This is a genomic window from Serratia sp. CY27727 (genome assembly GCF_052169275.1).
In the GTDB taxonomy this organism is placed as follows: Bacteria; Pseudomonadota; Gammaproteobacteria; order Enterobacterales; family Enterobacteriaceae; genus Serratia; species Serratia sarumanii.
In genome coordinates this window covers 155,553-180,784 of the sequence record NZ_JBJNLB010000008.1, presented here as the reverse complement: position 1 = coordinate 180,784, position 25,232 = coordinate 155,553, and the positions used below count along the sequence as shown (strand labels likewise).

At 61.5% G+C, this 25,232-nt stretch carries 18 protein-coding genes and 3 tRNA genes; 10 read left to right on the top strand and 11 right to left on the bottom strand.

Annotated elements, in window-relative coordinates:
• Positions 1 to 36: 36 nt before the first annotated feature.
• The 3 genes from pbpC to ACJ8HB_RS18885 all read right to left on the bottom strand — a co-directional run bounded on the left by pbpC (position 37) and on the right by ACJ8HB_RS18885 (position 8,883).
• Positions 37 to 2,385, bottom strand: a complete 2,349-nt coding sequence (pbpC, locus tag ACJ8HB_RS18895) for a penicillin-binding protein 1C (protein ID WP_060429214.1) — start codon at positions 2,383 to 2,385, stop codon at positions 37 to 39.
• Between the two features lie 49 nt (positions 2,386 to 2,434).
• Positions 2,435 to 8,410, bottom strand: a complete 5,976-nt coding sequence (locus ACJ8HB_RS18890) for an alpha-2-macroglobulin family protein (RefSeq protein ID WP_060429216.1) — start codon at positions 8,408 to 8,410, stop codon at positions 2,435 to 2,437.
• Positions 8,411 to 8,556: 146 nt separating this feature from the next.
• Positions 8,557 to 8,883 (bottom strand): YqcC family protein, encoded by a 327-nt coding sequence (locus ACJ8HB_RS18885; protein WP_033654135.1) that lies wholly within the window; start codon positions 8,881 to 8,883, stop codon positions 8,557 to 8,559.
• A 178-nt stretch (positions 8,884 to 9,061) separates the two neighbouring features.
• Here ACJ8HB_RS18885 and ACJ8HB_RS18880 point away from each other — a divergent pair, with 178 nt between their 5' ends.
• Positions 9,062 to 10,300, top strand: coding sequence for an MFS transporter (locus tag ACJ8HB_RS18880; protein ID WP_060429218.1), 1,239 nt, complete (start codon positions 9,062 to 9,064; stop codon positions 10,298 to 10,300).
• Positions 10,301 to 10,910: 610 nt separating this feature from the next.
• Here the strand turns inward: ACJ8HB_RS18880 and syd are convergent.
• Complete coding sequence (gene syd / locus ACJ8HB_RS18875) at positions 10,911 to 11,459, bottom strand: SecY-interacting protein (RefSeq protein WP_033649801.1); 549 nt, start codon at positions 11,457 to 11,459, stop codon at positions 10,911 to 10,913.
• Positions 11,460 to 11,522: 63 nt separating this feature from the next.
• Here syd and queF point away from each other — a divergent pair, with 63 nt between their 5' ends.
• From queF to xni, 3 genes are all read left to right on the top strand, one after another.
• Entirely contained in the window at positions 11,523 to 12,368 is an 846-nt protein-coding gene (queF, locus tag ACJ8HB_RS18870) for an NADPH-dependent 7-cyano-7-deazaguanine reductase QueF (protein WP_094860060.1), read from the top strand.
• A gap of 192 nt (positions 12,369 to 12,560) precedes the next feature.
• Positions 12,561 to 13,925: a nucleotide 5'-monophosphate nucleosidase PpnN gene (ppnN, locus tag ACJ8HB_RS18865; protein WP_021505658.1), complete on the top strand. Its 1,365-nt coding sequence runs from the start codon at positions 12,561 to 12,563 to the stop codon at positions 13,923 to 13,925.
• Between the two features lie 52 nt (positions 13,926 to 13,977).
• Entirely contained in the window at positions 13,978 to 14,736 is a 759-nt protein-coding gene (gene xni / locus ACJ8HB_RS18860; protein WP_033635747.1) for a flap endonuclease Xni, read from the top strand.
• A gap of 39 nt (positions 14,737 to 14,775) precedes the next feature.
• Here the strand turns inward: xni and rlmM are convergent, their stop codons facing one another.
• The 4 genes from rlmM to ACJ8HB_RS18840 form a co-directional block, all read right to left on the bottom strand.
• On the bottom strand, positions 14,776 to 15,879 hold the full coding sequence (gene rlmM / locus ACJ8HB_RS18855) for a 23S rRNA (cytidine(2498)-2'-O)-methyltransferase RlmM (protein WP_033635748.1): 1,104 nt from the start codon (positions 15,877 to 15,879) through the stop codon (positions 14,776 to 14,778).
• Positions 15,872 to 16,267 (bottom strand): DUF423 domain-containing protein, encoded by a 396-nt coding sequence (locus ACJ8HB_RS18850; RefSeq protein ID WP_004931896.1) that lies wholly within the window; start codon positions 16,265 to 16,267, stop codon positions 15,872 to 15,874. The genes rlmM and ACJ8HB_RS18850 overlap by 8 nt, the downstream gene beginning before the upstream one ends.
• Before the next feature lie 51 nt (positions 16,268 to 16,318).
• Positions 16,319 to 17,236 carry a transcriptional regulator GcvA gene (locus tag ACJ8HB_RS18845; protein WP_025304049.1) on the bottom strand — a complete coding sequence of 306 codons (918 nt, stop codon included), beginning with the start codon at positions 17,234 to 17,236 and terminating at the stop codon, positions 16,319 to 16,321.
• A gap of 385 nt (positions 17,237 to 17,621) precedes the next feature.
• Entirely contained in the window at positions 17,622 to 17,846 is a 225-nt protein-coding gene (locus tag ACJ8HB_RS18840) for a YgdI/YgdR family lipoprotein (protein WP_025304050.1), read from the bottom strand.
• A 196-nt stretch (positions 17,847 to 18,042) separates the two neighbouring features.
• On the opposite strand from ACJ8HB_RS18840, the gene csdA reads away from it, so the two are divergent.
• Both csdA and csdE read left to right on the top strand, forming a co-directional pair.
• Positions 18,043 to 19,248 carry a cysteine desulfurase CsdA gene (gene csdA / locus ACJ8HB_RS18835; RefSeq protein WP_043147957.1) on the top strand — a complete coding sequence of 402 codons (1,206 nt, stop codon included), beginning with the start codon at positions 18,043 to 18,045 and terminating at the stop codon, positions 19,246 to 19,248.
• Between the two features lie 19 nt (positions 19,249 to 19,267).
• On the top strand, positions 19,268 to 19,702 hold the full coding sequence (gene csdE / locus ACJ8HB_RS18830; protein ID WP_033649797.1) for a cysteine desulfurase sulfur acceptor subunit CsdE: 435 nt from the start codon (positions 19,268 to 19,270) through the stop codon (positions 19,700 to 19,702).
• Here csdE and tcdA read toward each other — a convergent pair.
• Positions 19,693 to 20,499, bottom strand: coding sequence for a tRNA cyclic N6-threonylcarbamoyladenosine(37) synthase TcdA (gene tcdA / locus ACJ8HB_RS18825; protein ID WP_004931886.1), 807 nt, complete (start codon positions 20,497 to 20,499; stop codon positions 19,693 to 19,695). The genes csdE and tcdA overlap by 10 nt on opposite strands.
• An 84-nt stretch (positions 20,500 to 20,583) precedes the next feature.
• Positions 20,584 to 21,720, bottom strand: a complete 1,137-nt coding sequence (gene mltA / locus ACJ8HB_RS18820) for a murein transglycosylase A (protein WP_033635751.1) — start codon at positions 21,718 to 21,720, stop codon at positions 20,584 to 20,586.
• 216 nt (positions 21,721 to 21,936) lie between these two features.
• On the opposite strand from mltA, the gene ACJ8HB_RS18815 reads away from it, so the two are divergent.
• From ACJ8HB_RS18815 to ACJ8HB_RS18805, 3 genes are all read left to right on the top strand, one after another.
• Positions 21,937 to 22,013, top strand: a tRNA-Met gene (locus ACJ8HB_RS18815).
• A 58-nt stretch (positions 22,014 to 22,071) separates the two neighbouring features.
• Positions 22,072 to 22,148 (top strand) — tRNA-Met (locus ACJ8HB_RS18810).
• A gap of 64 nt (positions 22,149 to 22,212) precedes the next feature.
• Positions 22,213 to 22,289 (top strand) — tRNA-Met (locus ACJ8HB_RS18805).
• Between the two features lie 90 nt (positions 22,290 to 22,379).
• On the opposite strand, the gene amiC is transcribed toward ACJ8HB_RS18805, so the two are convergent.
• Positions 22,380 to 23,633 carry an N-acetylmuramoyl-L-alanine amidase AmiC gene (gene amiC / locus ACJ8HB_RS18800; RefSeq protein WP_033635752.1) on the bottom strand — a complete coding sequence of 418 codons (1,254 nt, stop codon included), beginning with the start codon at positions 23,631 to 23,633 and terminating at the stop codon, positions 22,380 to 22,382.
• A gap of 221 nt (positions 23,634 to 23,854) precedes the next feature.
• Between amiC and argA the strand changes: the two genes are divergently transcribed.
• Positions 23,855 to 25,198 (top strand): amino-acid N-acetyltransferase, encoded by a 1,344-nt coding sequence (gene argA / locus ACJ8HB_RS18795; RefSeq protein WP_049232224.1) that lies wholly within the window; start codon positions 23,855 to 23,857, stop codon positions 25,196 to 25,198.
• Positions 25,199 to 25,232: the final 34 nt, after the last annotated feature.

Below are 25,232 nucleotides of genomic sequence, written 5' to 3'. Positions count from 1 at the left end.
TTTCGGGCGCGAGTATAACAGGCGTGCGGCTCAGCGCTAGTTCACCCATTCGATGGTCACCAGGCGCGTATCGGCGCGGCCGCGATCGTCCACCGCCCGAATGCGGTAGCGCCCGTTGTCGATCGGCCGCCAATCGATCGGCTTTTTGCTGGCGCTGCTGCCGAGATAGATATCGTCGACGAACCAGTACACCGTCTTGCTGTCGGCGTCCGTCACCGCGTTGAAGGCGATTTTATCTCGCCCCTGCTGCGACTGGCGCAGGGTATAGGTGGTGTTTTTCAGCGGCGAAGTGATGCGCGGCGCGTTGCCGCCGACGGCGATGCCGTTGTCCTTGCAGCGGTTGACCGGCGGCGCCCGCTTCGGCAGCCCGGCCTGGGCGAACACGTTGGCCAGATCGGAAGGCCAGAACTCAAAGATTTCGGTGCGGGTCTGCGCCGCGTCATACGGCGGGCAAACGACCTCGCCGCTGTGAATATCCAGCACCACCGGCCGATAGACGCTGTCGACCTTGATCGGCGACTTGCCGGGAATGAACCAGGTCTTGCCCTTCTGCTGGCACCACGGCGTCGGCAGATCGCCGCTGGCGAGACAAATATCCACCCGCCGCAGCCGTTGGGGGAACGGGTGCTTCGGTTCCCGCAGGCCGGGGTAGCTGGCATTGACGCTGTCGATGATGTTGAAGAACAGCGGCGCGGCCGCCTCGGCGCCGACCAACGCATTGTTGCCGCGCCCATCGAAGTTGCCTTCCCACACCACCAGCACGTAAGGACCGAAAATCCCGACGCTCCAGGCGTCGCGAAAGCCCCAAGAAGTGCCGGTCTTCCAGTACACCGGCAGCGAAGAAGAACGCTGCGCCAGCGTATCGCCCGGCCGCCGGTGCTGGCGCAGCATATCCAGCGTGATGAAACTGGCCTCCTCGCTCAGCAGCCGCACCGGCGTCGATTCGGCCTCTTTCAGCTGCATACGAAGCGGCCGCAGCTCGCCGCGGTTCGCCAGCAGCGCATACAGCTTCGCCAACTCCTGCGCCGTCACCTCGCCGCCGCCCAGCACCAGCGACAGCCCGTAGTGGCTTTCGTTGGCCATATTGGCGACGCCGGTCAGGCGCAAAAACTGATAAAAGGTCGGCTGGCGCAGCTGCGAGGCAACATACACCGCCGGGATGTTGCGGCTGAAATTCAGCGCGTCGGTGGCGGTCACCGGGCCGAGAAAGCGCCGGTCGAAATTTTCCGGCGCATAGGCGCCGAACGACGAAGGCACGTCCTTCAGGATGGTCATCGGATGCAGCACGCCCTGCTCCATGCCCAGCGCGTAGATGAACGGTTTGAGCGTCGAACCCGGCGAGCGCTTGGCGTTGGTGCCGTTCACCTGCCCCTGGATCGGCCGATTGTAATAGTCCGCCGATCCCAGCAGCGCGCGCACCCCCATATCGCGGCTGTCCACCAGCAGCACCGCGGCGTTTTGGATGCCGCGGCTGCGGTTGCGGGCGATAAAGGCATTGACCTGCCGCTCAACCAGCCGCTGCAACCCGGCGTCCAGCGTGGTGTCGACGCGGGTATCGCGCTGCACCAGTTGCTGCGTCTGCTGGCGCAGCTGTTCGATAAAGTGCGGCGCGATATAGGGCACTTGTTCGGGCTGGCGCAGCGCCAGCGGCAGGCGGAACAGCGTTTGCTGGCTGGCGTCGGTGGGGTAAACCCGCTGCCAGCGCTGGAACAGACGGTTGCGCGCCTGGGTCAACGCGGTGCCGAGCACGCCGGTTTTCGGCTCCAGACGGTAGCTGGGCGACTGCGGCAGCACCGCCAGCGTCAGCGCCTCCGGCAGGGTCAAATCCTTCGGCGACTTGGCGAAATAGATCAGGCTGGCGGCGCCAATGCTTTCGATGTTGCGGCCGTAAGGGGCGTAATTCAGGTAGGCTTCCAGGATATCGCGCTTGGAGTAGCTCAGTTCCAGCTGCACCGCGCGCAGCACCTGCAGCAGCTTGCCGCCCGGCGTGCGGGTGTTGAGATGCCAGCGCATGCGCGCCAGCTGCATGCTGATGGTCGATCCGCCCTGCATTTTGCCGCCGGCGACATAGCTGCGCCAGAAGCCGCGCATCAGGCTGACGGGGTTAAAACCGGGGTTGTAGTAGAACCAGCGGTCTTCGTGCAGCAGCAGCCCGCGCACCGCCAACGGCGACACCTGCTCCAGCGGCGTCCACAGCCGGTAGCGGTCGTCGTTGGCCAGGGTGATGCGCAGCAGCGCGCCGTGCCTGTCGTAATAGACGGAAGACTGCGGCAGCCCCTGCCACAGGGGCGGATGCGGCCACAGCCGAATCGCGGCCAGCAGCAGCGCCAGTAAAAACACCGCCATCAAGCCGTTTTGCAGCACGCGCCCGGTCAGGATCTTCATACGTTCTCACCACCCCGGCGCCAGACGCTGGCCTGGCGCCGGAGCCGGCCTAGTCGTTGCCCGCCGGCACCACCACCAGCTTGCCGCCGCCGGCCGACATCGCCTGTACTTCACGGTCATACATGGCTTCGCCGTAGGCCGGTGGAACAATAAAGCTGCCGGTATTGGTGGCCTTGATCTGATAGACGAACTCCTGCACCTCGGTGCCGGCGCTGCCATAGATAATCACCCGATCTTCACGGATATCGCTGTAATCCGGCGCCCAAGTGGAGCCGGTAGCGGCCAGCGGCGACTGCCAACCGCCGCGGTCTTCGCTCTCCTCGCCGGCATCGGCCGGTTCCGGCGGCGTTTGCTGCACCACTTCGAACCCGCCCGGCAGCAGATCGACGATCGCCAGGTTGCTCTGCCCCTCTTTCGAGTTGGCGCGCACCTTCAGATGGACGTTGATCTTCTGCCCCAGCGTCACCTGCGTCACCGGCTTGCCCTGTTCGTCGGTGTAATCGCGGACGATCTCAATGCCGCGCGACAGCGCTTTTTGCGGCGCATTCAGGTCGTAACCGGCCTGCGTCACCACATACCAGGCCGGCGCGCTGCCGCCGTTGGTGAAGCGCACCGCGGTGGCATCGGCGTTGAACTGCCCCTGAACGAACAACCCCTGCAGCTCACTGATGCGCTGCGGCTCGCCGCCGCTTTTGCCTACCTGCACGATGCCCAAGGCATCCGTATTGGCGGATTGCGCCGCCACCTGGGCCGAATAGCTTTCCAGCGCCAGAATGCTCATCGCGGAGGAGTAGGTGGTGTAACGCTCTTCTTTCAGCGCCTTGACCATATTCTCCAGCACCTGCGGCGGGATCGACGCCACCTTCTCCGGGAAGTGACGGGTAATCAGATACAGCCGCGTCGCATCCTGCACCAGCGGATCGAAATAGTTCTGCGTCCACCAGGCGCTGTCATACGCCTTGCTCAGCTGCTGCCAGCTCGGTTGCAACAGCGCGGCGGCTTCGTCGTCCATCTTCAACAACCGATAGGAAGAAGCCAGATACAGCGCGCTCAGATCGGTTTTCCACCCTTCGCCATAGCGTTTTTGCAGCGTATCCTGCACCGCCGCCAGCGAGTTGGTGGTCACTTCGCCCTGCAGCGTCAGCAGGTAAACCGCCCAGCTGCGCAGGCGCAGCAGATACAGATCGTCGAATCCGCTGGCCGCCAGTTCGCGCAATGCGCCGTTGGCCTCGTCCAGCATGCCTTCCGGCAGGGCGTAGCCCGCCGCTTTGGCTTCGAGCAGATACTGCACCACATAAGGCGTGACGAAAGGATCGGCATCCGGCGACGAACGCCAGGCGCCGATCGCCCCGCTGTCGTTCTGGCGCGCGCGCAGCACGCCAAGCAGGTTGCGCAGCTGCTTGCTGACTTCCGCCTGGCTCAGGCTGCTTTTCATCTCGGGGTGGCGGCTCTGCAGCATCAGCGGAATGGAGCGGCTGACGATCTGCTCGGAACAGTAATACGGGTAATCCGCCAGGTATTGCGCCAGCCCGCTGGTCAGCACCAGCGGCGAATTCGATACCGCCGCCCGGCGCTGCGCAAAAGCGTCGAACATCTGGCGCAGGCCATCGACGTTCTGACTGCCGCCGCTCATGCGCCCCATCACCGACTGGGTACGGTACGGCGCCGCCGGCCGCACCGAAGTGCTGACGGTGCGGCGGCTGGCCTGGTCGCCGTAACGGGCGTCGAACACCAGCGGCGCATCGCCCAGCACGGCTTTGGCGCGCAGGCGGAAAGCGATCACGCCTTCGCGTTTTTCCGCCAGCGTCAGGCTTTGCGTCGCGTTGCCCACCACCTCCAACTGCGGCGGCGGCGTCAACAGAACGTTGATGGCCACCGACTGGCCGTTCAGCCCGTCGAGGTTGTTGCTGACGCCCACGCTGACGTCGAACTCGTCACCCGGCGCCACCATCGCCGGCACGTTTGGCGTCATGATGAAATTGTCGCGCACCGTGGCGGCGGTTTGCGCCTTGCCGATTTTCTCCGGGGTCACCGAAATCGCCATCACGCGGATCTTGCCGTTGAAGTAGTCCGGCACCGGGTAGACGAACTGCTTCTCGCCGCTGACCTCGGTAATGCCGGACCAATAGGCCACCGGCTTGTCGCGCTTGCGCTTGAACGGGTTGAGGTTGAGATCCAGCCCTTCGCCCGCATCGCCGCCCGGCGCCGCGGTCAGCGCCATCAGCTTGCTGAACTCCGGCAGGATCAGATCGAGGATCTGCGAGCTGCTCACATTTAGTTCGCGCTTGCTGAAGAAGAACTCCAGCGGATCCTTCAGGCGGTAACGCGCCACCTGTAGAATGCCCTCATCGACGGCGAACAGCGCCACCTGCTGCGGCGCGTCGGTCTTGACCGTCATCGTCAGGTTTTCACCCGGCTTGATGACTTCCGGCGCCGTCACCTTGAGGCTGTTTTGCCGCGCCTTGGTGCTGATCTTGAACGGCATCACGCCATAGCTCAGCGGGCTCATGAAGATCTCGCTGGAGTTGATGTCGCGCACGAACTGCACGTTGATGTAGCCGTTGCCCTCCATGCCGGCCGGCACGCGGATCTTCTGCACCGAGCTGGTGGTGTCGGTGTGGAACCACTGCCAGGCGTAAACCCTGTCCTTCTCGATGGTGATCAAGCCGCTGCCGGTATAAGGCGCGTTGATCGCCACCTCGATCTCTTCGCCCGGCTGGTATTCCGCCTGGTTCAGTTTCAGCTTCAGTTCGGCGTTGCGATCCAGCGAACGGCTCAGGTTGGCGTTGCCGGCCACGCTGTAGGCGACGCGGTTGAGCATTTTGCCCTGCGCATCTTCAATCACCAGCACGAAGTCGCCCGGCTTATCGGTCGCCAGCCGCAGATCCGCGCCCTGCCCGCTCAGCGCCAGCGGCTGTTCCGACAGCTGCACTTCCTTCATCTTCGACTGGTATTTGTAAACGCCCGAATCCTGTTTGGTCAGCACCGAAATGTATTTCTGCTCGATCAATACCTGCTTCAGGTTCGGCATGGCGATCTGTTTCAGGTCCGGATCGATGGCGATCACGTTCAGATGCCGCTCCGCGTCGCGGTTGATGTAGCCCAGATCGCCGTCCGCCTTCACCCCGATCAGGTAATCGTAAGGCGAAACCAGCGTGCGGGCGGTCGCCGCCACCGAGCGCCCACCGCCGGCGACGAACGCCTCCGACAGCAGCTGCAGCTGATAAGTGGCGTCGGCGTAGGATTTCAGATCGAGCGGTATTTCAGCCGCGCCGTGCTCATCGGTGGTGCGATCTTCCAGCTCGGTTTCGAACCCGTCGCTGTTTTGCCGATTTTCATAGAACGCATAATCCGGGAAGCGATCGAAGCTCGGATACATCGGCCGCAGCGTCAGCCTGGTGCTCACGCGGCGATCCTGCGCCGGAGTGCCGAACAGGTTCTGCACATCGATGCTGGCCTTCAGCTCGGACGGTTTGACCCAGCCTTGCTGGCGGTTCGGCGTCAGCGCCAGCTTCACTTTCAGCTGATCCGGTTCGAACTCCTTCACATTGACCGCGGTATGGCCGAGCAGCGTGGAGGTATCGTTGTTTTTGCCGATCAGATACAGATAGACGTTCCACTCGCCGGTAGGCGAGTTTTCATCGGTGGTATAGCTCAGCTCATTGAAACCGCTGGCGCCCAGCGTCAGCGGCACGGTGGTCATCAGCTTGTCGCGCGGATCGCGGATTTCGGCGCGCACCGGCACGCCGGCCAGGCCAACGCCCCAGTCGGCGGCGCGGGTGATGAGGCCGATGTTAAAGGTATCCCCCGGCCGATAAACGCCGCGATCGGAGAACAGGTAACTGCTGAGCGTGCGCGGATCGGTCGGCGTTTGTTCACCGGCGACGTCGAAGCGCGAGAAGTCCAGCCCGCGATCGTTATAGCTGCCGGTCGGCAGGAAGGAGACATCCCCCTCCTTTTCCACCAGGAACATCACCGGCTGGCGCTCGTTGGTGTACACGTCGAGCGCCGGGAAACGCACGTGGCCGTCGGCCCCGGTGGTTTGGCTGAGCAGCGTCACGCCATTTTTGGCCACCACCGACACGTTGGCGCCGCTGACCGGCGCGCCGCTTTGAATCGACTGCACAAAGACGTCGCGCGTCTTATCCTGCGAGCTCTTGGCGACGATGCCCAGATCGGTCACCACCACAAAGCGCGAATCGCCGACGTCGGGCTGATCTTCCCCGGTGCTCTCGTCCGGTTCCTGTTCTGGCTCGGCGCCCGCCTCTTCCGCCGCCGGTTTCCGGTTCGGCTGCCATTCGGACAGCGTCAGCAGGAATACTCCGCGATGGGAACTGGCGTTGGTGGAGAGATAGCGGGAGAGATCGATGCCCTGATAGTTCACTTCCCCCGGCCGCTCGTTGTTGAGCGCCGTCTGGTATTTGAAATGCTCGGTGAAATATTCGTCGTTGAGCCGGTTGAATTCCGTTGACGAGTATTCCCGGCTTTTGAAGGAGACGATGTGCTGCAGCTGACTCGGGATCACCCGCTTGATGTCCAGCCGCAGGCCCGCCACGTTGCGCGCCGCCACGCTGATCTGTTTGTCGCCGTTGACCGACAGCAGCGAGCCTGCGGACATGAACTGCAGCGATTTCGGGAACTCCGGCACTTCGACCACCCGGTAAACCTTCTTCGGCATTTTGTAACCGCCGACGGAGACCAGCTGGTTGTCTATCTCGATCAGCACGAAGCGGTGCGCCGGGGCTTCGAAACGGAAGCTGAACTGCGGCTGGTAGGCCTCTTCCGCCTCGTTAAGCGTCAGCAGCAGTGGCGTCGCCTGCGCCAGCACGTTTTTGCCGACGCTGTCGACCGTCCATTGATAGAAATCTTCGGCATCGTTGGCGGTCTCGGCATCGCTCGGATCGTGCTGCGGCAGCAGCCAGGCTTTGGTGGCCCGCGCCAGCTCTTTATCCTTCACCGCATCGCTGAAGCCGACCACCAGCGCACGCTGCCCTTGGCCGCCGTCGGTATCCACCACCTGGGCGCTGGCGTCGCTCAGCGCCAGGCTGTACAGCGTCGGTACTTTGACCCAGTTGCTTTTCGCCTCAGCGACCGCATTGCCGGCCGCCGTCGATTTAACGCCTTTGCCGACGGTCAGATGCACAGCACCGCCCTGATCCAGCGCCTGCAGCGGCTCGGAATGCACCCAGGCGTTCAGTTTTTTCTCGTCATAGACCAGGGAGAAGTTCAGCTTTTTCTCGGAGGAAGCGCTGCCCTCCTTCAATCCCAGCGAAATCTGTTTTTCAAAGCTGGCGACGTCGACCGGCGCATTGAACTGCAAATTGAAAATCGCGCTGCGTTTCTGCGCATCTTGCGGATCGCGGTAATACTCGGCCTGCCCCAGGCGGTAATCGAACGCGGGCACGGTGAAGGCATAGCGGGTTTTGGCGAGCTTGACCTGCGGCGCCAGCAAGGTGGTGGGCTCGAGGGTTACGTCATATTTCGCGCCCATCGGCAGCGGTTTTTTCGGCGTGAACACCAGCGTCGACTCATTGCGCCACGCCCACTGCCCTTCCGCAGCCGGTTTGAGGATGATGCCGGCGCTCACGGTTTTACCCACCGCGCTTATTGCCGCGGCCGAGCCGCTGAAAGTCAGGCTCACCGTTTGCGGCGCCTGCCGGGCGGCGGCGTAGTCTATCGGCTCGGGGTTGGGCAACTCGGCGCTGATCTCCTGAACCGCCATCGGTGCCGGTTCGATGGGCTGGGGCCGGTTTTGCCACCAGTGCCAGCCGTAAAACGCGCCGCCTGCAGCGCCCGCCAGCAGCAGCAAGCCCAAACCGATCGCTTTCGGGTGTTTATCCACGCCGCTTTCGAGCCGCAAAAAACCGCGCGGCAACGCAGCCCACCAGGCCGGCGCACGCCAGCTGAGGTTGCCGACCAGCGGTCTCAGCAACCGCCCCAACAGCGACAAAATCCCACCCAGCAGGCGGCAAACGCCCTTAACCAGGGTAAAAGGCAAACGCAGGATAAACCTTAATAAATCCATTATTGCAGCACCTCATCATCCTAATGCAGCCCCCGGTCAACCGCCGCGGTTCAACCGAGCCGAAAGACGCCTTCGGCTCTCCTGCCCGGCATCCGCGCGAGTACTCTACACTGCCGGGCGGCAAAAATCTGCGCGCCGCCGGCGAATTACGGCGCTTTATTCAACATCAAATCCAGCTGTTGCAGCAGCACCAGCAGCGGCAGGCTGCTCGGTTCACGATCTTTCAACGCCTCTTCGAAATAAGGCGTAATGGCGAAGCGCGTCGGCAGCGGCGCTTCGGCGTCCAGCAACGCATACATGCGCGGCAAGAACACCCACTGCAGCCAGGCTTCGGCCGACATGCTGTCGATGCAGAACGGCTCGGTGCTGGAGAAAGCCTCATGATCAGGCGGCGCGGCCTGCCACAGCGCCAGATCGCGCATGGATTGTTCAATCGCCTGCAAACTGCGGCGCACCTGGTTATGTATACTCATCTGCATTCCCGATCTCTTTTCATCATGGTATTCAGCACGCTGGCTGAAAGGCGGCAAAGCATAGCATTTTTATAGCCCAAATTCGGCGCGCCTGAGACAGCCCGCCGTTTTTATCTGGTGGCGTCCGCCGCCGCGCGGCACAATAGGCCCACCGAGTTCACCACACAGATAAAGATTCATGTCCGTAATAACAGAGAAAAAAAACCACGCGACGCCCGGTAAGGCCATGCTGGCTTCGGTCACCGGTTACGCCATGGACGGGTTTGACCTGCTGATCCTCGGCTTTATGCTGCCGGCCATCAGCAGCGAATTGGGATTAACCTCATCGGCCGCCGGTTCGCTGGTCACCTGGACGCTGATCGGCGCGGTGCTGGGCGGCGTGATCTTCGGCCACCTCAGCGATCGCTTCGGCCGAATCCGGGTGCTCACGATCACCATCCTGATGTTTTCCCTGTTCACCGGCCTGTGCGCCGTGGCGCAAGGATATTGGGATCTGCTGGCCTATCGCACCCTGGCGGGCATCGGGCTGGGCGGCGAGTTCGGTATCGGCATGGCGCTGATCGCCGAAGCCTGGCCGGCAGAGAAGCGCAACCGCGCTTCGGCTTACGTCGGCATGGGCTGGCAGTTGGGCGTACTGGCGGCCGCCTTCCTGACGCCGCTGCTGCTGGAGCATATCGGCTGGCGCGGCATGTTTTTGGTCGGCCTGCTGCCGGCGCTGGCGTCATTCCTGATCCGCCGCACTCTGGGCGAACCGGAGGAATTCGTACGGCAGAAAGATGCCGGGCAACCGCTCTCCTTCCTGCAGCGTTTGCGCCTGCTGTTCAAGGATCGCGCCACCAGCAGGGCCAGCATCGGCATCTTCATTCTCTGTTCGGTGCAGAACTTCGGCTACTACGGCCTGATGATCTGGATGCCGACTTACCTGGCGAAAAACTTTGGCTTCTCGCTCACCAAGTCCGGCCTGTGGACGGCGGTGACGGTGGTCGGCATGACGTTCGGCATCTGGCTGTTTGGCGTGCTGGCCGATCGCTTTCCCCGCTGGAAGATCTTCGTGCTGTATCAGGTCGGCGCCGTGGTGATGGTGATCGGTTACGCCCAGTTGAGCAACCCGACGCTGATGCTGTTCGCCGGCGCCGTGATGGGCATGTTCGTCAACGGCATGATAGGCGGCTACGGCGCGTTGATTTCCGATACCTATCCGGTGCAGGCGCGCGCCACCGCGCAGAACATCCTGTTCAATCTGGGGCGCGGCGTCGGCGGCCTGGGGCCATTGGTAATCGGTGCGCTGGTGACGCAGGTGTCGTTTACCGCGGCCATCAGCCTGCTGGCGGCGATTTACCTGCTGGATATCTACGCCACGCTGTTCCTGCTGCCGAAAAAACAGGGCGCAGGCGATACGCTGGGCGCGATTGGTTAACGCTGAAGAGGGATTAAGGCAGAGCCGCACGCGCGGCGGAATGGAACAAAAAGTTGGGGGCACTGCGTTAACAGTGCCCCCGGTTCGTTTTATAGCTATCCCGCTACACAGCGTGCTCCCTGCTCAATCCTTGAAAACTTTTCCTGCGGCCATCCTGACCAAGTGGTCCTTGCATCATCCTGCAGCATCGTCCTGACGCGGTTCCTCAGCCTTCCTGACCCGCCGACAGTCCTGTGCCGGCTCTCAATCTCCGTCCTGGAGGTGTCCCTGGTTTCTATCCTGAAACATCCTGGGCATCTCCTGACGCCATCCTTCGCTCTTGCCTGAGCGCATCCCTTTCTTCTTCCTGAAGCTGCATCATCCTGATGCTTTCCTGCTCCGCCGATTCCGTTCCGGTAACGATAAGATCGCTTAAATTCCCCGGAATCACAAGGGTTTGGGAGGTGTCTCACACTAAATTAAGCCTAAGAGTTATCCTAAAGAAATTCTAACCAATTGATCTGGATAACAATAATCTCATAGCCTGGAGAAAGGCGGGAAAAATTAAGAGCGATCTCTCACAGGCCGTGTGAGAGATCTCTCACACGGGCGACGGCGAATCCGTCGCGATTCAGTCCAACACCGGGCGCAGCGCATCGAGGAAATTCCCCAGCGTCGCCGCCAGCAGGGTGCGCTTATCGCTGCCGAACTGTTCCAGCACCACGTTGCCGCTGACGTTGCACAACGACACCATCGTCATCTCGGATTCGGTGGTCGCCAGGAACAGCGTTGGCGGCAGCTTGAGGCGTTTTTGCGTCACCAGATGGCCGATCAGGTTCTCCTGCAGGCGGATAAAATCCTCTTCGCTCCAGACCTGCAGCAGGCTCAGACGATGCTCGCCGAACTGCGCGCTCATGTCGCCGGCGTATTGCTGCGTGTAGAAACGGTGCGCGTCCGGCTGCAAACGCAGCTCCAGCGCGGCTTCTACCTTTTCCAACGTCGCCGCCGGTTCGAAAGGCTGTGGCAACCACAGTACTTCGTCCTCGCGGTTCTCCACGATGCAGGGCGACGGCACGCCGTACAGCGCCTGGCTGGCCGGCGCGTGGCCGCGCTCTTGCTGCCACAACTCGACATAGCGTTGAGTGAATTCACGCAGAGCGTGCGATACATCATGGTCCATATTCTTTCCCGCATACGTTAAACTGACGGCCATTGTACCTATCTCTGACCAAGGTGACAGCAGATGTCCTCATATCAAGACCACCAGGCCCTGTCGGGGCTGACGCTGGGCAAACCCACCGCCTACCGCGATCGCTACGACGCCTCGCTGCTGCAGGCGGTGCCGCGCAGCATGAACCGCGAGCCGCTGGGGCTGTACCCCGATAACCTGCCCTTCCACGGCGCGGACATCTGGACGCTGTACGAGCTCTCCTGGCTGAACGCCAACGGGCTGCCGCAGGTGGCGGTCGGTGAAATCAGCCTCAACGCCGACAGCCTGAACCTGATCGAATCGAAAAGCTTCAAGCTGTATCTCAACAGCTTCAACCAAACCCCGTTCGCCGATTGGGAAACGGTGCGCAGCACGCTGCAGCGCGATCTGTCCGCCTGCGCCCAGGGCGAGGTGAGCGTCACCCTGTTCAGCGTCGAGCAGTTGGAAGGCACGCCGATCGCCCACCTGGCCGGCGACTGCATCGATCAGCAGGATATCCGCATCGACAATTATGAGTTCAACGCCGACTGCCTGCTGAACGCCGCCGGTGAAGAGGTGGTGGAAGAGCAATTGGTCAGCCATCTGCTGAAGTCCAACTGCCTGATCACCCATCAACCGGACTGGGGCTCGGTGCAGATAAGCTACCGCGGCGGCAAGATCGATCGCGAAGCGCTGCTGCGCTACCTGGTCTCCTTCCGCCACCACAACGAATTCCACGAGCAGTGCGTCGAGCGCATCTTTAACGATTTGATGCGCTACTGCCGGCCGCAAAGCCTGACGGTTTACGCCCGCTACACCCGCCGCGGCGGGCTGGATATCAACCCGTGGCGCAGCAACGTCGAATTCGCTCCCGAACGCGGCCGCCTGGCGCGCCAATAAGTGCGAAACATTGCTCAACAACTGAGCTAACGAGCGGTTTATGTTGGTAAAAGCGCAGGGACGGCGGTAAGGTTAAAACGAGGCTGCGGCCGGGCGGAGCGCCCGCTGCGCCGCAGCACGCCAACCATAACGAGATGCTGTTTTGCTGCGTATGGATTACTACCGCCCCGCACCGGGTGCAAAGGAGTTACCTTGATTACACACATCAGCCCGCTTGGCTCTATGGATTTATTGTCGCAGCTGGAAGTAGACATGCTGAAGCGCACCGCCAGCAGCGACCTGTACCGCCTGTTCCGCAACTGTTCGCTGGCCGTGTTGAACTCCGGCAGCCAAACCGACAACAGCAAGCAGCTGCTGTCACGCTATGAAACCTTCGACATCAACGTGCTGCGCCGCGAACGCGGGGTGAAGCTGGAGCTGGTCAACCCGCCGGAAGAGGCGTTCGTCGACGGCCGCATCATCCGCTCGCTGCAGGCCAACCTGTTCGCCGTGCTGCGCGACATCCTGTTCGTGCACGGCCAAATCGCCAGCGCCGGCCGTTTCCAGCACCTGAACCTGGAAAACTCGGCCCACATCACCAACCTGGTATTCTCGATCCTGCGCAATGCACGCACGCTGCATCTGGATGAAGATCCCAATATGGTGGTGTGCTGGGGCGGCCACTCGATCAACGAGAACGAATACCTGTACGCGCGCAAGGTCGGCAGCCAGCTGGGCCTGCGCGAGCTGAACATCTGCACCGGCTGCGGGCCAGGCGCGATGGAAGCACCGATGAAAGGCGCGGCGGTCGGTCACGCGCAGCAGCGTTACCGCAACAGCCGCTTCATCGGCATGACCGAGCCGTCGATCATCGCCGCCGAGCCGCCAAACCCGCTGGTGAACGAGCTGGTGATCATGCCGGACATCGAAAAGCGCTTGGAAGCCTTCGTGCGCATCGCGCACGGCATCATCATCTTCCCGGGCGGCGTCGGCACCGCCGAAGAGCTGCTGTACCTCCTGGGTATTCTGATGAACCCGGAGAACAGCGAACAGGTGCTGCCGCTGATCCTGACCGGGCCGAAAGAGAGCGCCGATTACTTCCGCGTGCTGGACGAGTTCATCATGAACACGCTGGGCGACGAAGCGCGCCGCCATTACACCATCATCATCGACGATCCGGCGGAAGTGGCGCGGCAGATGAAAAAAGCCATGCCGCTGGTGAAGGAAAACCGCCGCAACACCGGCGACGCCTACAGCTTCAACTGGTCGATTCGCATCGCGCCGGATCTGCAGCTGCCGTTCGAGCCGACCCACGAGAACATGGCGAACCTCAACCTGTATCCGAACCAGCCGCCGGAGCAATTGGCCGCCGCGCTACGCCGCGCGTTCTCCGGCATCGTGGCCGGCAACGTGAAGGAAAACGGCATCCACGCCATCGAGCAGTTCGGCCCGTACAAGCTGCACGGCGAGCCGCAGATGATGAAGCAGATGGACAGCCTGCTGCAGGGCTTTGTCGCCCAGCACCGTATGAAGCTGCCGGGCAGCGCCTATGTGCCCTGCTACGAAATCGTCGCCTGACCCTCAATCCCGGGCGGCGTAACGGCCGCCCCGTTTTCTGACCTTGCCGCCCATGATGATACACCTACTGATTGTCGACGCCCTGAACCTCATCCGCCGCATTCACGCCGTGCAGGGTTCCCCTTGTGTCAACGCCTGCCGCCACGCGCTGCAGCAGTTGATCCAGCACAGCCGCCCGACCCACGCGGTGGCGGTCTTCGACGAGGACGATCGCCGCGACAGCTGGCGTCACCAAATTCTGCCGGACTACAAGGCCGGGCGTTCGCCGATGCCGGAAAACCTGCAGCAGGAGATGCCGCAGCTGCGCGAGGCCTTCGCCGAACTGGGCGTCGCCAGCTGGCATTCTCCCGGCAACGAGGCGGACGATCTGGCGGCCACGCTGGCGGCGAAGGTCGCCGGCGGCGGCCACCAGGTGACCATCGTCTCCACCGACAAAGGCTACTGCCAGCTGCTGGCGCCGAACGTGCAGATCCGCGATTACTTCCAGAAACGCTGGCTGGATATGCCTTTCGTGCAACAGGAATTCGGCGTGCAGCCGCAGCAGCTGCCGGACTATTGGGGGCTGGCGGGGATCGGCAGCAGCAAGATCCCCGGCGTGGCCGGTATCGGGCCGAAAACCGCCGTGCTGCTGTTGCAGCAGTCGGGTAGCCTGGACGGGCTCTACCAGCAGCTGGAACAGGTGCCGGAGAAATGGCGCGGCAAGCTGGAGCGGCACCGCGAGCTGGCCTACGTCAGCAAACAAGTCGCCACGCTGCGCACCGATCTGTCGCTGGACGGCAACCTGCAGCAGCTGCGCCTGCCGATACCATAAGGGCGCTGCAAGCAGCGCCCTTCATCAGGCTTAACGCGATTAATCGCGCTCGTCGCGCCGGCCCGGCACCGCCGACCACATGCGGCGCACGTGTACGGTGATCTCTTCGCGGTCGTGATACAGCTGCTTGGCATGCACTTCGACGCTGACGCCGGCAGCGCCCAGCGCTTCGCGGATGCTCATCAGGTTCTGCGACACTTCCTCGTAGCGCTTTTTCATCGGCAGCTTGAGGTTAAAAATCGCTTCGCGGCACCAGCCTTTCACCAACCACTGGATCATCAGGCTGGTCACCTTCGCCGGCTTCTCTACCATGTCGCACACCAGCCAGTAGATCTTGCTGCTGTTCGGCTCGAACTTGAAGCCGTCGGCGCGGTGGTGCGTCACCTGGCCGGTTTCCATCAGGCTCGGCGCCATCGGGCCGTTATCCACCGAATGCACCATCATGCTGCGTTTCACCAACTGATAGGTCCAGCCGCCCGGGCAGGCCCCCAGATCGACCGCGTGCATGCCGCTGGCCAGGCGTTCGTCCCACTCGTCGGCGGGGATGAACACGTGGAACGCTTCTTCCAGTTTCAGCGTCGAGCGGCTCGGCGCATCAGCCGGGAAGCGCAGACGCGGAATGCCCATGTAGAACGGCGAGTTGTTGTTGCTGTAGGAGTAACCGACGTAGCAGCAGCCCGGCGCGATGAAGAACACGTGCACCACCGGGCGAGTGGGGTTCTCGCGCGCCATCAGCACCTTCTGCTCGCGCATCGCGGCGCGCAGCGGCACCGTCAGCTTGCGGCAGAACTTCATCAGCTCTTTGCTTTCGTTGGTGTCCGGCACTTCCACCCGCAGCTCGCCGCCGCGGTCAACCACGCCGATCAGCATGCCGACGATCGGCGATACCCGATCTTCCGGCGGCAGATCGCGCAGCAACTCACCCACCACGATCATCTGGCGGGCGAAAATCAGTTCGCGGAACGGAATTTCCCGCGCCAGGCGATCGGCATCGTCCGGCTGATAGCATTCGAACAACACGTAACCGCTGTGCTCTTTTACCCGCGCAAAGCCGAAAATTTCCCGCTGGGCGGCTTTGTCGGTGATCTCCGCCGCACACTCTTTTTCAAAGCCAGGGCGGCAGTACAACGCAATCTTATTCATGGCGCTCGGCCTTTTTCCTCAGACGCAAAGCGCCAATCAACATCAATATCCAGCCGATCAGGAAGCACACGCCGCCAACCGGCGTGATGTATACCCAGACCTTCAGGTGCGACAGCGCCAGGCAATAGAGGCTGCCGCTGAACAACACGGTGCCGAACGCCAACAGCGCTCCGCTCCAGTAAAACCACAGGCTCACGCGGCGCTGCATCGCGACCGCCAGCGCCAGGATGGCCAGGGTGTGGAACCCCTGATACTCCAGCCCGGTGCGGATCCAGGCCATTTCGTTGGCGCCGAGCGTGCCGCTTAATACATGCGCGCCGAATGCGCCCAACGCGACAAACACAAAGCCGCTGATAGCGGCGAAAACCAGCATGGAACGGCTGCTCATCGTGATTTATCCCATTTAAAATCACCGGCCGCGGCAAGGCGGCGGCCGGTCTTATTGTTCGTAGCGGAAGCGGAACTTCTCTTGTTCGCTGGCGGCGCGCGCCAGGATCCACTGCCGGAAGGCGGCTATTTTACCCAGTTCTGCCTGGCTGTCATGACATACCAGATAAAAAGCGTTTTTACTGACCAGCACATCGTTGAACGGGCACACCAGGCGACCGGCTTCGATCTCGGTTTGTGCCATCACGTTGTTCACCAGCGCCACGCCCTGGCCGTGCACCGCCGCCTGCACCACCATCGCGCTATGGCTGAAGATCGGCCCCTGCTGCACATTGATGTGCTGCAACCCCAGCTGGCGCGTATAGGCCAGCCAGTCGCGGCGTGAAACGTCATGCAGCAGCGTATGATAAGCCAGATCCTCTGCGGTTTTCAGCGGATGATCGCCGGTCAGCAGGCTCGGCGAACACACCGGCAGCAGATATTCCGCATACAGGCGCTCGGCGCGCAGCCCCGGCCAGTTGCCGCGGCCGTAGAAAATCGCCACGTCGACGTCGTCCGCCAGCTTGTCTTCTTCGCGATCCACCGCCTGGATGCGCACGTCGATCCCCGGATAAGCTGAGTTAAAGCCGGACAGGCGCGGCACCAGCCACTGAATGGCGAAGCTCGGCGGCAAACTGACGGTCAATGCCCCCTTGGCGCTGCGCGCCTGCAGCTTGCGCGTCGCCTCGTTGATCGAGGAGAAGATCTCCTTGATATCGAGGTAGTAACTTTGCCCCTCTTCGGTCAGCAGCAGCGAGCGGTTACGCCGGCGAAACAGCTTCAGCCCGAGGAAGTCCTCCAGCGACTTGATCTGGTGGCTCACCGCGGCCTGGGTCACGAACAGCTCTTCCGCCGCCTTGGTGAAACTCAGGTGGCGAGCGGCCGCATCGAACACGCGCAGCGCATTGAGGGGAGGTAAGCGTTTAGACATTAAATTAGCTACTTTTGTGTAACATTAATCCGAATGATTCGGCGCCGAAAATCGGGCGGCTTTGTGTGGCAAGCCATCGGTAAACGCTAACGGCGTATTGCCATTAGTTTTTTTAATCCGAGCCATTATAATTTGTCCGTTGAGGATGCGCCAGCAAATACCTATAGTGGCGGCACTTCCCGGGCCGGAACGAAAAGGGAGTGGGTGTCGAGGACGCCGATGAACTTTTGGCTTGTGGTTGTGATGTTGTGTTTGCAAATTGTCCGGCGATTCCGGACATGGTAGCTAGGCTACTGTTTTTTCACTTCCTGTACATTTACCCTGTCTGTCCATAGTGATTTTATGCAGCACCGCAAAACTTGCGGTGCTTTTTTTTGCCTGACGGTTACTGGTTGCTTTCAACCATCTCTTTCACATCGGCGCGGTTGATCTGCTGCTCGACGCCGTTGGCGTCTTTATAGCTGATCATGCCGGTATCGTTGTCCACTTTAGGCTTGCCGTCAGCGACAATGGTGCGTCCGTCATTGGTATGCATCACGTAATTGCTGGAACAGGCGGCCAGGGTGAACGTAAGCATCAGGGCAGAGAGAACTGCGGCTGTTTTCTTCATTGAGGACTCCTTTTTAGTTTTAAATGCTGATAAATACCTTTTATGTGTATAGATGCGATTAATAAGCGCACATTTAATAGCATAACAAACTTTCCCAATTTTGCCAGGCGATAAGTCCTAATAGGCAGGATCGCTTGTCTCCGGCGGCAAAATAGGACAGGATCCCCCATCGACTCAAGCCAGTGACAATCAGGGTATGACGCCTTTTAACCCCAGCCTTTTTCGCCAACAGTTTCCCGCGCTCGCGCAGGACGGCATCTATCTGGACAGCGCCGCCACCGCGTTAAAACCGCAGGCGGTCATCGACGCCACGCAGCAATTTTATCGCGATGACGCCGCCACCGTGCACCGCAGCCAGCATCGGGCGGCGCAGGATCTGACCGCCCGCTTCGAGCAGGCGCGCGGCCAGGTGGCGCAGCTGATCAATGCGCCGTCGGCCGACGACATCGTCTGGACGCGCGGCACCACCGAAGCGATCAACCTGGTGGCGCAAAGCTACCTGCGTCCGCGTCTGCAGCCGGGCGATGAAATTCTGGTGAGCGAAGCGGAACACCACGCCAACCTGATCCCCTGGCTGATGGTGGCGGAACAAACCGGCGCGCGGGTGGTGAAACTGCCGATCGGCGCCGATCGGTTGCCGGATTTGACGCAACTGCCCACCCTGCTCAACGACAAAACCCGCCTGTTGGCGCTGGGGCAAATGTCCAACGTCACCGGCGGCTGCCCGGATCTGGCGCCGGCGATCGCGATGGCGCATGCCGCCGGCGCACGCGTGATGATCGACGGCGCACAGGGCGTGGTTCACGGCCCGGCCGACGTACGGCTGCTCGACATCGATTTCTACGCCTTTTCCGGCCACAAGCTGTATGGCCCGACTGGCATCGGCGCGCTGTACGGCAAAGCCGAGCTGCTGGCGCAGATGGCACCCTGGCAAGGCGGCGGCAAGATGCTGACCCAGGCGTCGTTCGACGGCTTTGCCCCGCAAAAGCCGCCGCATCGCTTCGAAGCCGGCACGCCAAATATCGCCGGCGTGCTGGGGTTGGCCGCGGCGCTCACCTGGCTCAGCGAACAGGACATGGCGGCGGCGGAGCGCTACAGCCGCGAGCTGGCGGACCAGGCGGAACAGCGGCTGGCACAGTTGCCGGGCTTTCGCAGCTTCCGCAGCTCGGGCTCCAGCCTGCTGGCGTTCGACATCGCCGGCGTACACCACAGCGACATCGTCACCCTGCTGGCGGAGCAAGGCATTGCGCTGCGCGCCGGCCAACACTGCGCGCAGCCGCTGATGGCGGCGTTGGGCGTCAGCGGCACGCTGCGCGCGTCGTTCGCCCCCTACAATACGCAACAGGACGTCGATACGCTGGTCAGCGCGTTGACTCACGCCCTCGATCTGCTGGCCGACTGACTTGATTCCCGGAGACGCTATGCTCGCCCCCCATCCTTTTGGCCGAGAGGTCACCGCCGAGGCGTTGATCGCCACCTTCAGCACGCTGAAACAGTGGGAAGATCGCTACCGCCAGCTGATTATGCTCGCGAAACGGCTGCCGCCGCTGCCGGAGGCCTTGCGCAGTGAAGAAATGGCGCTGAGCGGGTGTGAAAACCGCGTCTGGTTGGGGCACCAGTTGCTGGAAGACGGCACGCTGCACTTCTATGGCGACAGCGAAGGCCGCATCGTGCGCGGCCTGCTGGCGGTGCTGCTGACCGAAGTGGAAGGGAAAACGCCGCAGCAGATCGCCGCATTGGATCCGCTGGCACTGTTCGACCGGTTAGCGCTGCGCGCCCAGCTGAGCGCCACCCGCGCCGGCGGCCTGGCGGCGTTGGCCGCCGCCGTCAAGGCGATCGCCGCCCGTTACGCCTGACGCGCCGCCTTCGCCACCATCTTTTTCAGTGCGTGCGACACGGCGACGAAGCCGAAAGTAGCGGTGACCATGGTCGCCGCGCCGAACCCCGCGCTGCAATCCATTCTTTTCGGCCCTTCCGCCGTGCTGCGTGAAGCGCACACCGAACCGTCCGGCTGCGGATAAACCAGCGGCTCGCTGGAGAAGACGCAGTCGATGCCCAGCTTGCCCTTGCCGTTTTTCACCACGTTGAAATCGTGCTTCAGCCGCTCGCGCAGCTTGGCGGCCAGCGGATCCTGGATGGTTTTCGCCAGATCGGCCACTTCGATCTTGGTCGGGTCAATCTGCCCGCCGGCGCCGCCGGTGGTCACCACCGGGATCTTGAAGCGGCGGCAGTATGACAGCAACGCCGCCTTCGGCCGCACGCTGTCGATCGCGTCGATGACGTAGCTGAAGTTATGATCCAGCAGCTCGGCGACGTTGTCCGGGGTGATGAAATCGTCGATGCAGGTCACCCGGCATTCCGGGTTAATCGCCAGGATACGCTCCGCCATCACCTCGGTTTTCGATTGCCCGACGTGTTGGCGCAACGCGTGGATTTGGCGGTTGGTATTGGTGACGCAAACATCATCCATGTCGATCAGGGTGATGGCGCCGATGCCGGTGCGCGCCAGCGCCTCAGCCGCCCAGGAACCCACGCCGCCGATGCCGATCACGCAGACGTGCGCCTGCGCGAACACCGCCAGCGCCTGCTGGCCGTACAACCGCGCCGTGCCGCCGAAACGCTGCAGATAGGCTTCCGAATAAGCTGTGCTCATAACGCTTTAATTACCTTCGTAATGCAAATGATAAGGGCCGGAAAATCCGGCCCTTGCGGGTCACTCTTTTCACGCCGTATGCGTTTAGCGGGTGGCCAGCAACGAACCGCCGCCGTTTGACTGATTGGCGCTGAACAGCTGACCGCCGCCGTTGTTCTTCAGCACCCAGACGCGGCCGTAGTGGTTGTAGTACCCCGCCGAGTGGCCGGCTTCCGGCCCGATGCCCTGATACATGTCAAAATGCTGGCCCTTGATGGCGCCGCCCACGTCGAGCGCGACCATCAGGCGCATCTCGTATTTTCCCGTGAATTTACCCTTGTTGTCCAGCAGCGGCACTTCGGCCAGCAGAGTGGTGCCCGCCGGGATCAGCGAACGGTCGGAAGCCACCGAGGCTTTGGCGATCAGCGGCACCGCGCTGGCGCCTCTCACCGGCGCAAAAGCTTCCGGGCGGAAGAACACGAACGATGGGTTTTGCTCCAGCAGCTCACGCACCTCTGCGGCGCTGTGGGTATCCGCCCACTGACGGATCGCCTGCATCGACATGTCCGCCTTGGCCACTTCACCGCGATCGATCAGCACCTTGCCGATGCTGCGATAGGCGTGGCCGTTCTTGCCGCCGTAGCCGAAGAACACCAGCGGCTGGCCGTTGCCGTAGTCGACATAGCCGCTGCCCTGGACTTCCATCATGAAGTTGTCCATCAGCGAGTTGGTGTAAGCGATGATATAGCGATCGTCGAGCGCGCCGGAATAGATGCCCGCGCGATCCGGCAAGCGGCCCCTGCCCTTCGGCGGCATGCGATACAGCGGATAGCGGAACTCGCCCTGTTGGGTATAGCGCGCCTGCACCACCGGCGTGTAGTAGCCGGTAAACTGCACGTTGCCGTAATTGTCGACGCCTTCCATCTGGTAAGCGCTGAGGCCATACTGGCTCAGCATGCGCGTGTCGGCGCCGGACGCCATCCAATTTTGTACCGCCTGATAGGTGCCGTTGTTGCGGTTAAACAGCGAAGGCGACGCGTACTTGATCTCCATCAGCTGATCCGAATAATCCTTGGCGTTGACCGGCGAACCTTTGGCGTTGGGCTGATTGACCAGCTCCAGCGACTGATCCAGACGGCCGTCTTTATATTGCTGACCCCGATCGGTCGGCTTGGACGAACAGCCCGCCAACACCGCCACCATCAACCCGCCCAGCAGGTATTTGCCCCAACGTCCTTTCATCGCGCACACTCTCAAACTGATATGATCTACCGGCTGAACGATAACAAACGCTCATTGATAAAGGAATCGCTGCAAATAAAAAAAGCCGCACGGAGGATGGTGATGAAAAAGAAGGCAAATTGCGGGCAAATTCAGCAGAAAAACGGGTTTAGGCCAATAAAATGCAAAAAGGGTTTGCAACAAAACGCATGGAGAGTATAGTGCGCATCCATCGGACGCGGGGTGGAGCAGCCTGGTAGCTCGTCGGGCTCATAACCCGAAGGTCGTCGGTTCAAATCCGGCCCCCGCAACCAACCGATGCCGCAGCGGCGGTATTTTGCGTTTGGCTTCGATAACAAAGTATTACACGGACGCGGGGTGGAGCAGCCTGGTAGCTCGTCGGGCTCATAACCCGAAGGTCGTCGGTTCAAATCCGGCCCCCGCAACCAACCGAATGTCGTACCAGCGGCATAACATGCACGGTGGTTCGTAGTAATACAGCACCAAGACGGACGCGGGGTGGAGCAGCCTGGTAGCTCGTCGGGCTCATAACCCGAAGGTCGTCGGTTCAAATCCGGCCCCCGCAACCAACTCTTGATGACAACAGACAAGCACCCTGACGGGTGTTTTTTTGTATCTGCAATCCGCGAAACTAGCCGGACTCGCGCCCGGCCCTGCCTCTATCGGCTCGCCAGCGCGCCGCCGTTGGCGAAATAAGCCTTGATGCCCGCCAGAATCGACTCCGCCACCTGCTGCTGGAAATGGCTGGTGCGCAGCTTGCGCTCCTCTTCGATATTGCTGATAAACGCCGTCTCCACCAGGATCGACGGGATATCCGGCGCCTTTAACACCGCAAAACCGGCCTGATCGACGCGATTCTTGTGCAGCCGGTTGATTTTCCCCATCCGATTCAACACTTCCTTGCCGAACTTCAGGCTGTCGTTGATGGTCGCGGTCTGGATCAGATCGAACATGGTGTGGTCGAGATAACGGTCGCCGCTCTTGCTGACGCCGCCGATTTGGTCCGAGGCGTTCTGCGTCTGCGCCAGGAACTTGGCCGCCGAGCTGGTGGCGCCCTTGGTGGACAACGCGAACACCGATGAACCGCGCGCGGCGCGGCTGGTGAAGGCGTCGGCGTGAATCGAAACGAACAGATCCGCGCGCTGCTTGCGCGCCTTGGCGACGCGCACCTTGAGCGGGATAAACACGTCTTCGTTGCGCGTCATGAACACTTTCATGTTCGGCTCGCGCTTGATCATGGCGCTCAGCTTGCGGGCAATCTGCAACACAATGTCTTTCTCGCGCGTCTTGTACTTGCCGATAGCGCCGGGATCTTCGCCGCCGTGGCCGGGATCCAGCATGATGACGATCGGCCGATCGCGCCCCGCCTTGCCGGCCTGCGGCGCTTCCGGCGGCAGCGTGCGCTCCAGATCGCCCTTGTTGTAATCTTCCAGTAACGCCAGCAGCGGATCATACTCCTCGCCGCCGCTGCTGCCCTTGGTCGGATAGAGATCCATCACCAGACGGTTGCGATACTCCGGCACCGGCGCCAGTGTGAAAATATGCGGGCTGACGCTCTGCTTGAGCTCCAGCACCAGCCGCACGGTATTCTGATCGAACTGGCCGACGCGCGCCTGCTTGAGATACGGATCGTCGGCGCGCACCTGCCCGGCGATGCCTTTCAGCACGCTGTTGAGGTGGACGCCTTCGATATCCACCACCACGCGATCGGGATTGGTCAGGGCAAACTGCTTGTATTTCAGCTCGACGTTGGATTCCAGCGTGACGCGGGTATAGGTGGAGGATGGCCAGACGCGCACGGCGATCACGTGCGATGACGCGGCGAAGCCCGTGCGACTCACACTCAGCAACCAGCTGGCGGCAACGCCCTGTAATAAACGACGGCGGCCCAGATTGTGATTAGAGTTTGGCATGCGGCTCCGGCAGTAATAGCTGTTTACAACAGATGAAAAAAACATCAATAAAATGGGGATGCCGAAAACTTTAACCAATCATTCCAGCCCTGTCATCAGAAAATCTTTTTATGGTTTTTCAATTTATTAACGATTTAGCGCCCTTAGCGCACTCTTCGTGATGATTTCTCGCTTGCCATCGGCGCCATAAAAGAATAAAAATACAAAAATACCGTATAAATATGCAAAAGAGGTTTGTCGTGAAGGAACGTAGTACAGAGCTGGTGCAAGGATTCCGTCACTCAGTCCCCTATATCAACGCCCACCGCGGCAAAACGTTTGTCATCATGCTCGGCGGGGAAGCCATCGAACACGAGAATTTCTCCAACATCGTCAACGATATCGGGCTGCTGCATAGTCTGGGCATTCGCCTGGTGGTGGTTTACGGCGCGCGGCCGCAGATCGACGCTAACCTGGCGCAGCATAACTTTGAGCCGATCTACCACAAGCACACGCGCGTAACCGACGCCCATACGCTGGAGTTGGTCAAGCAAGCCGCCGGTTTGTTGCAGCTCGACATCACCGCCCGGCTGTCGATGAGCCTCAACAATACGCCGCTGCAGGGCGCGCATATCAACGTGGTCAGCGGCAACTTCATCATCGCGCAACCGCTGGGCATCGATGACGGTATCGACTACTGTCACAGCGGCCGCATTCGCCGCATCGATGAAGACGCGATCCACCGCCAGCTCGACAGCAACGCCATCGTGCTGATCGGCCCGGTCGCGGTTTCCGTTACCGGCGAGAGCTTCAACCTGACCTCGGAAGAAGTGGCCACCCAGCTGGCAATCAAGCTGAAAGCGGAAAAAATGATCGGCTTCTGCTCCTCGCAGGGCGTAACCGATGCGGAAGGCAACATCCTTTCCGAGCTGTTCCCCAACGACGCGCAAAAGCGCCTTGAAGAGCTGGAAGAAGGCGGCGATTACCATTCCGGCACCGTGCGCTTCCTGCGCGGCGCGGTGAAAGGCTGCCGCAGCGGCGTGCGCCGCAGCCACCTGATCAGCTATCAAGAGGACGGCGCGCTGGTGCAGGAGCTGTTCTCGCGCGACGGCATCGGCACCCAAATCGTGATGGAGAGCGCCGAACAGGTGCGCCGGGCGACGATCAACGACATCGGCGGCATCCTGGAGCTGATTCGGCCTCTCGAGCAGCAGGGTATTCTGGTGCGCCGTTCGCGTGAACAGCTGGAGATGGAAATCGACAAGTTCACCATTATCGAACGCGACAACCTGACCATCGCCTGCGCGGCGCTGTACCCGTTCTTGGAGGAAAAAATCGGTGAGATGGCCTGTGTGGCGGTACACCCCGATTACCGCAGCTCATCGCGCGGCGAGATGCTGCTGCAGCGGGTAGAAAATCAGGCGCGGCAGATGGGGCTGAAGAAGCTGTTCGTGCTGACCACCCGCAGCATCCACTGGTTCCAGGAGCGTGGCTTTACCCCGGCGGAGGTCGACGTGCTGCCGATGCAGAAACAGGCGTTGTACAACTACCAGCGCCGCTCCAAAATTCTGCTGGCGGATCTGTAATCCCTGCAGGCGCGGCCGTTGCCGCGCCCCTCAG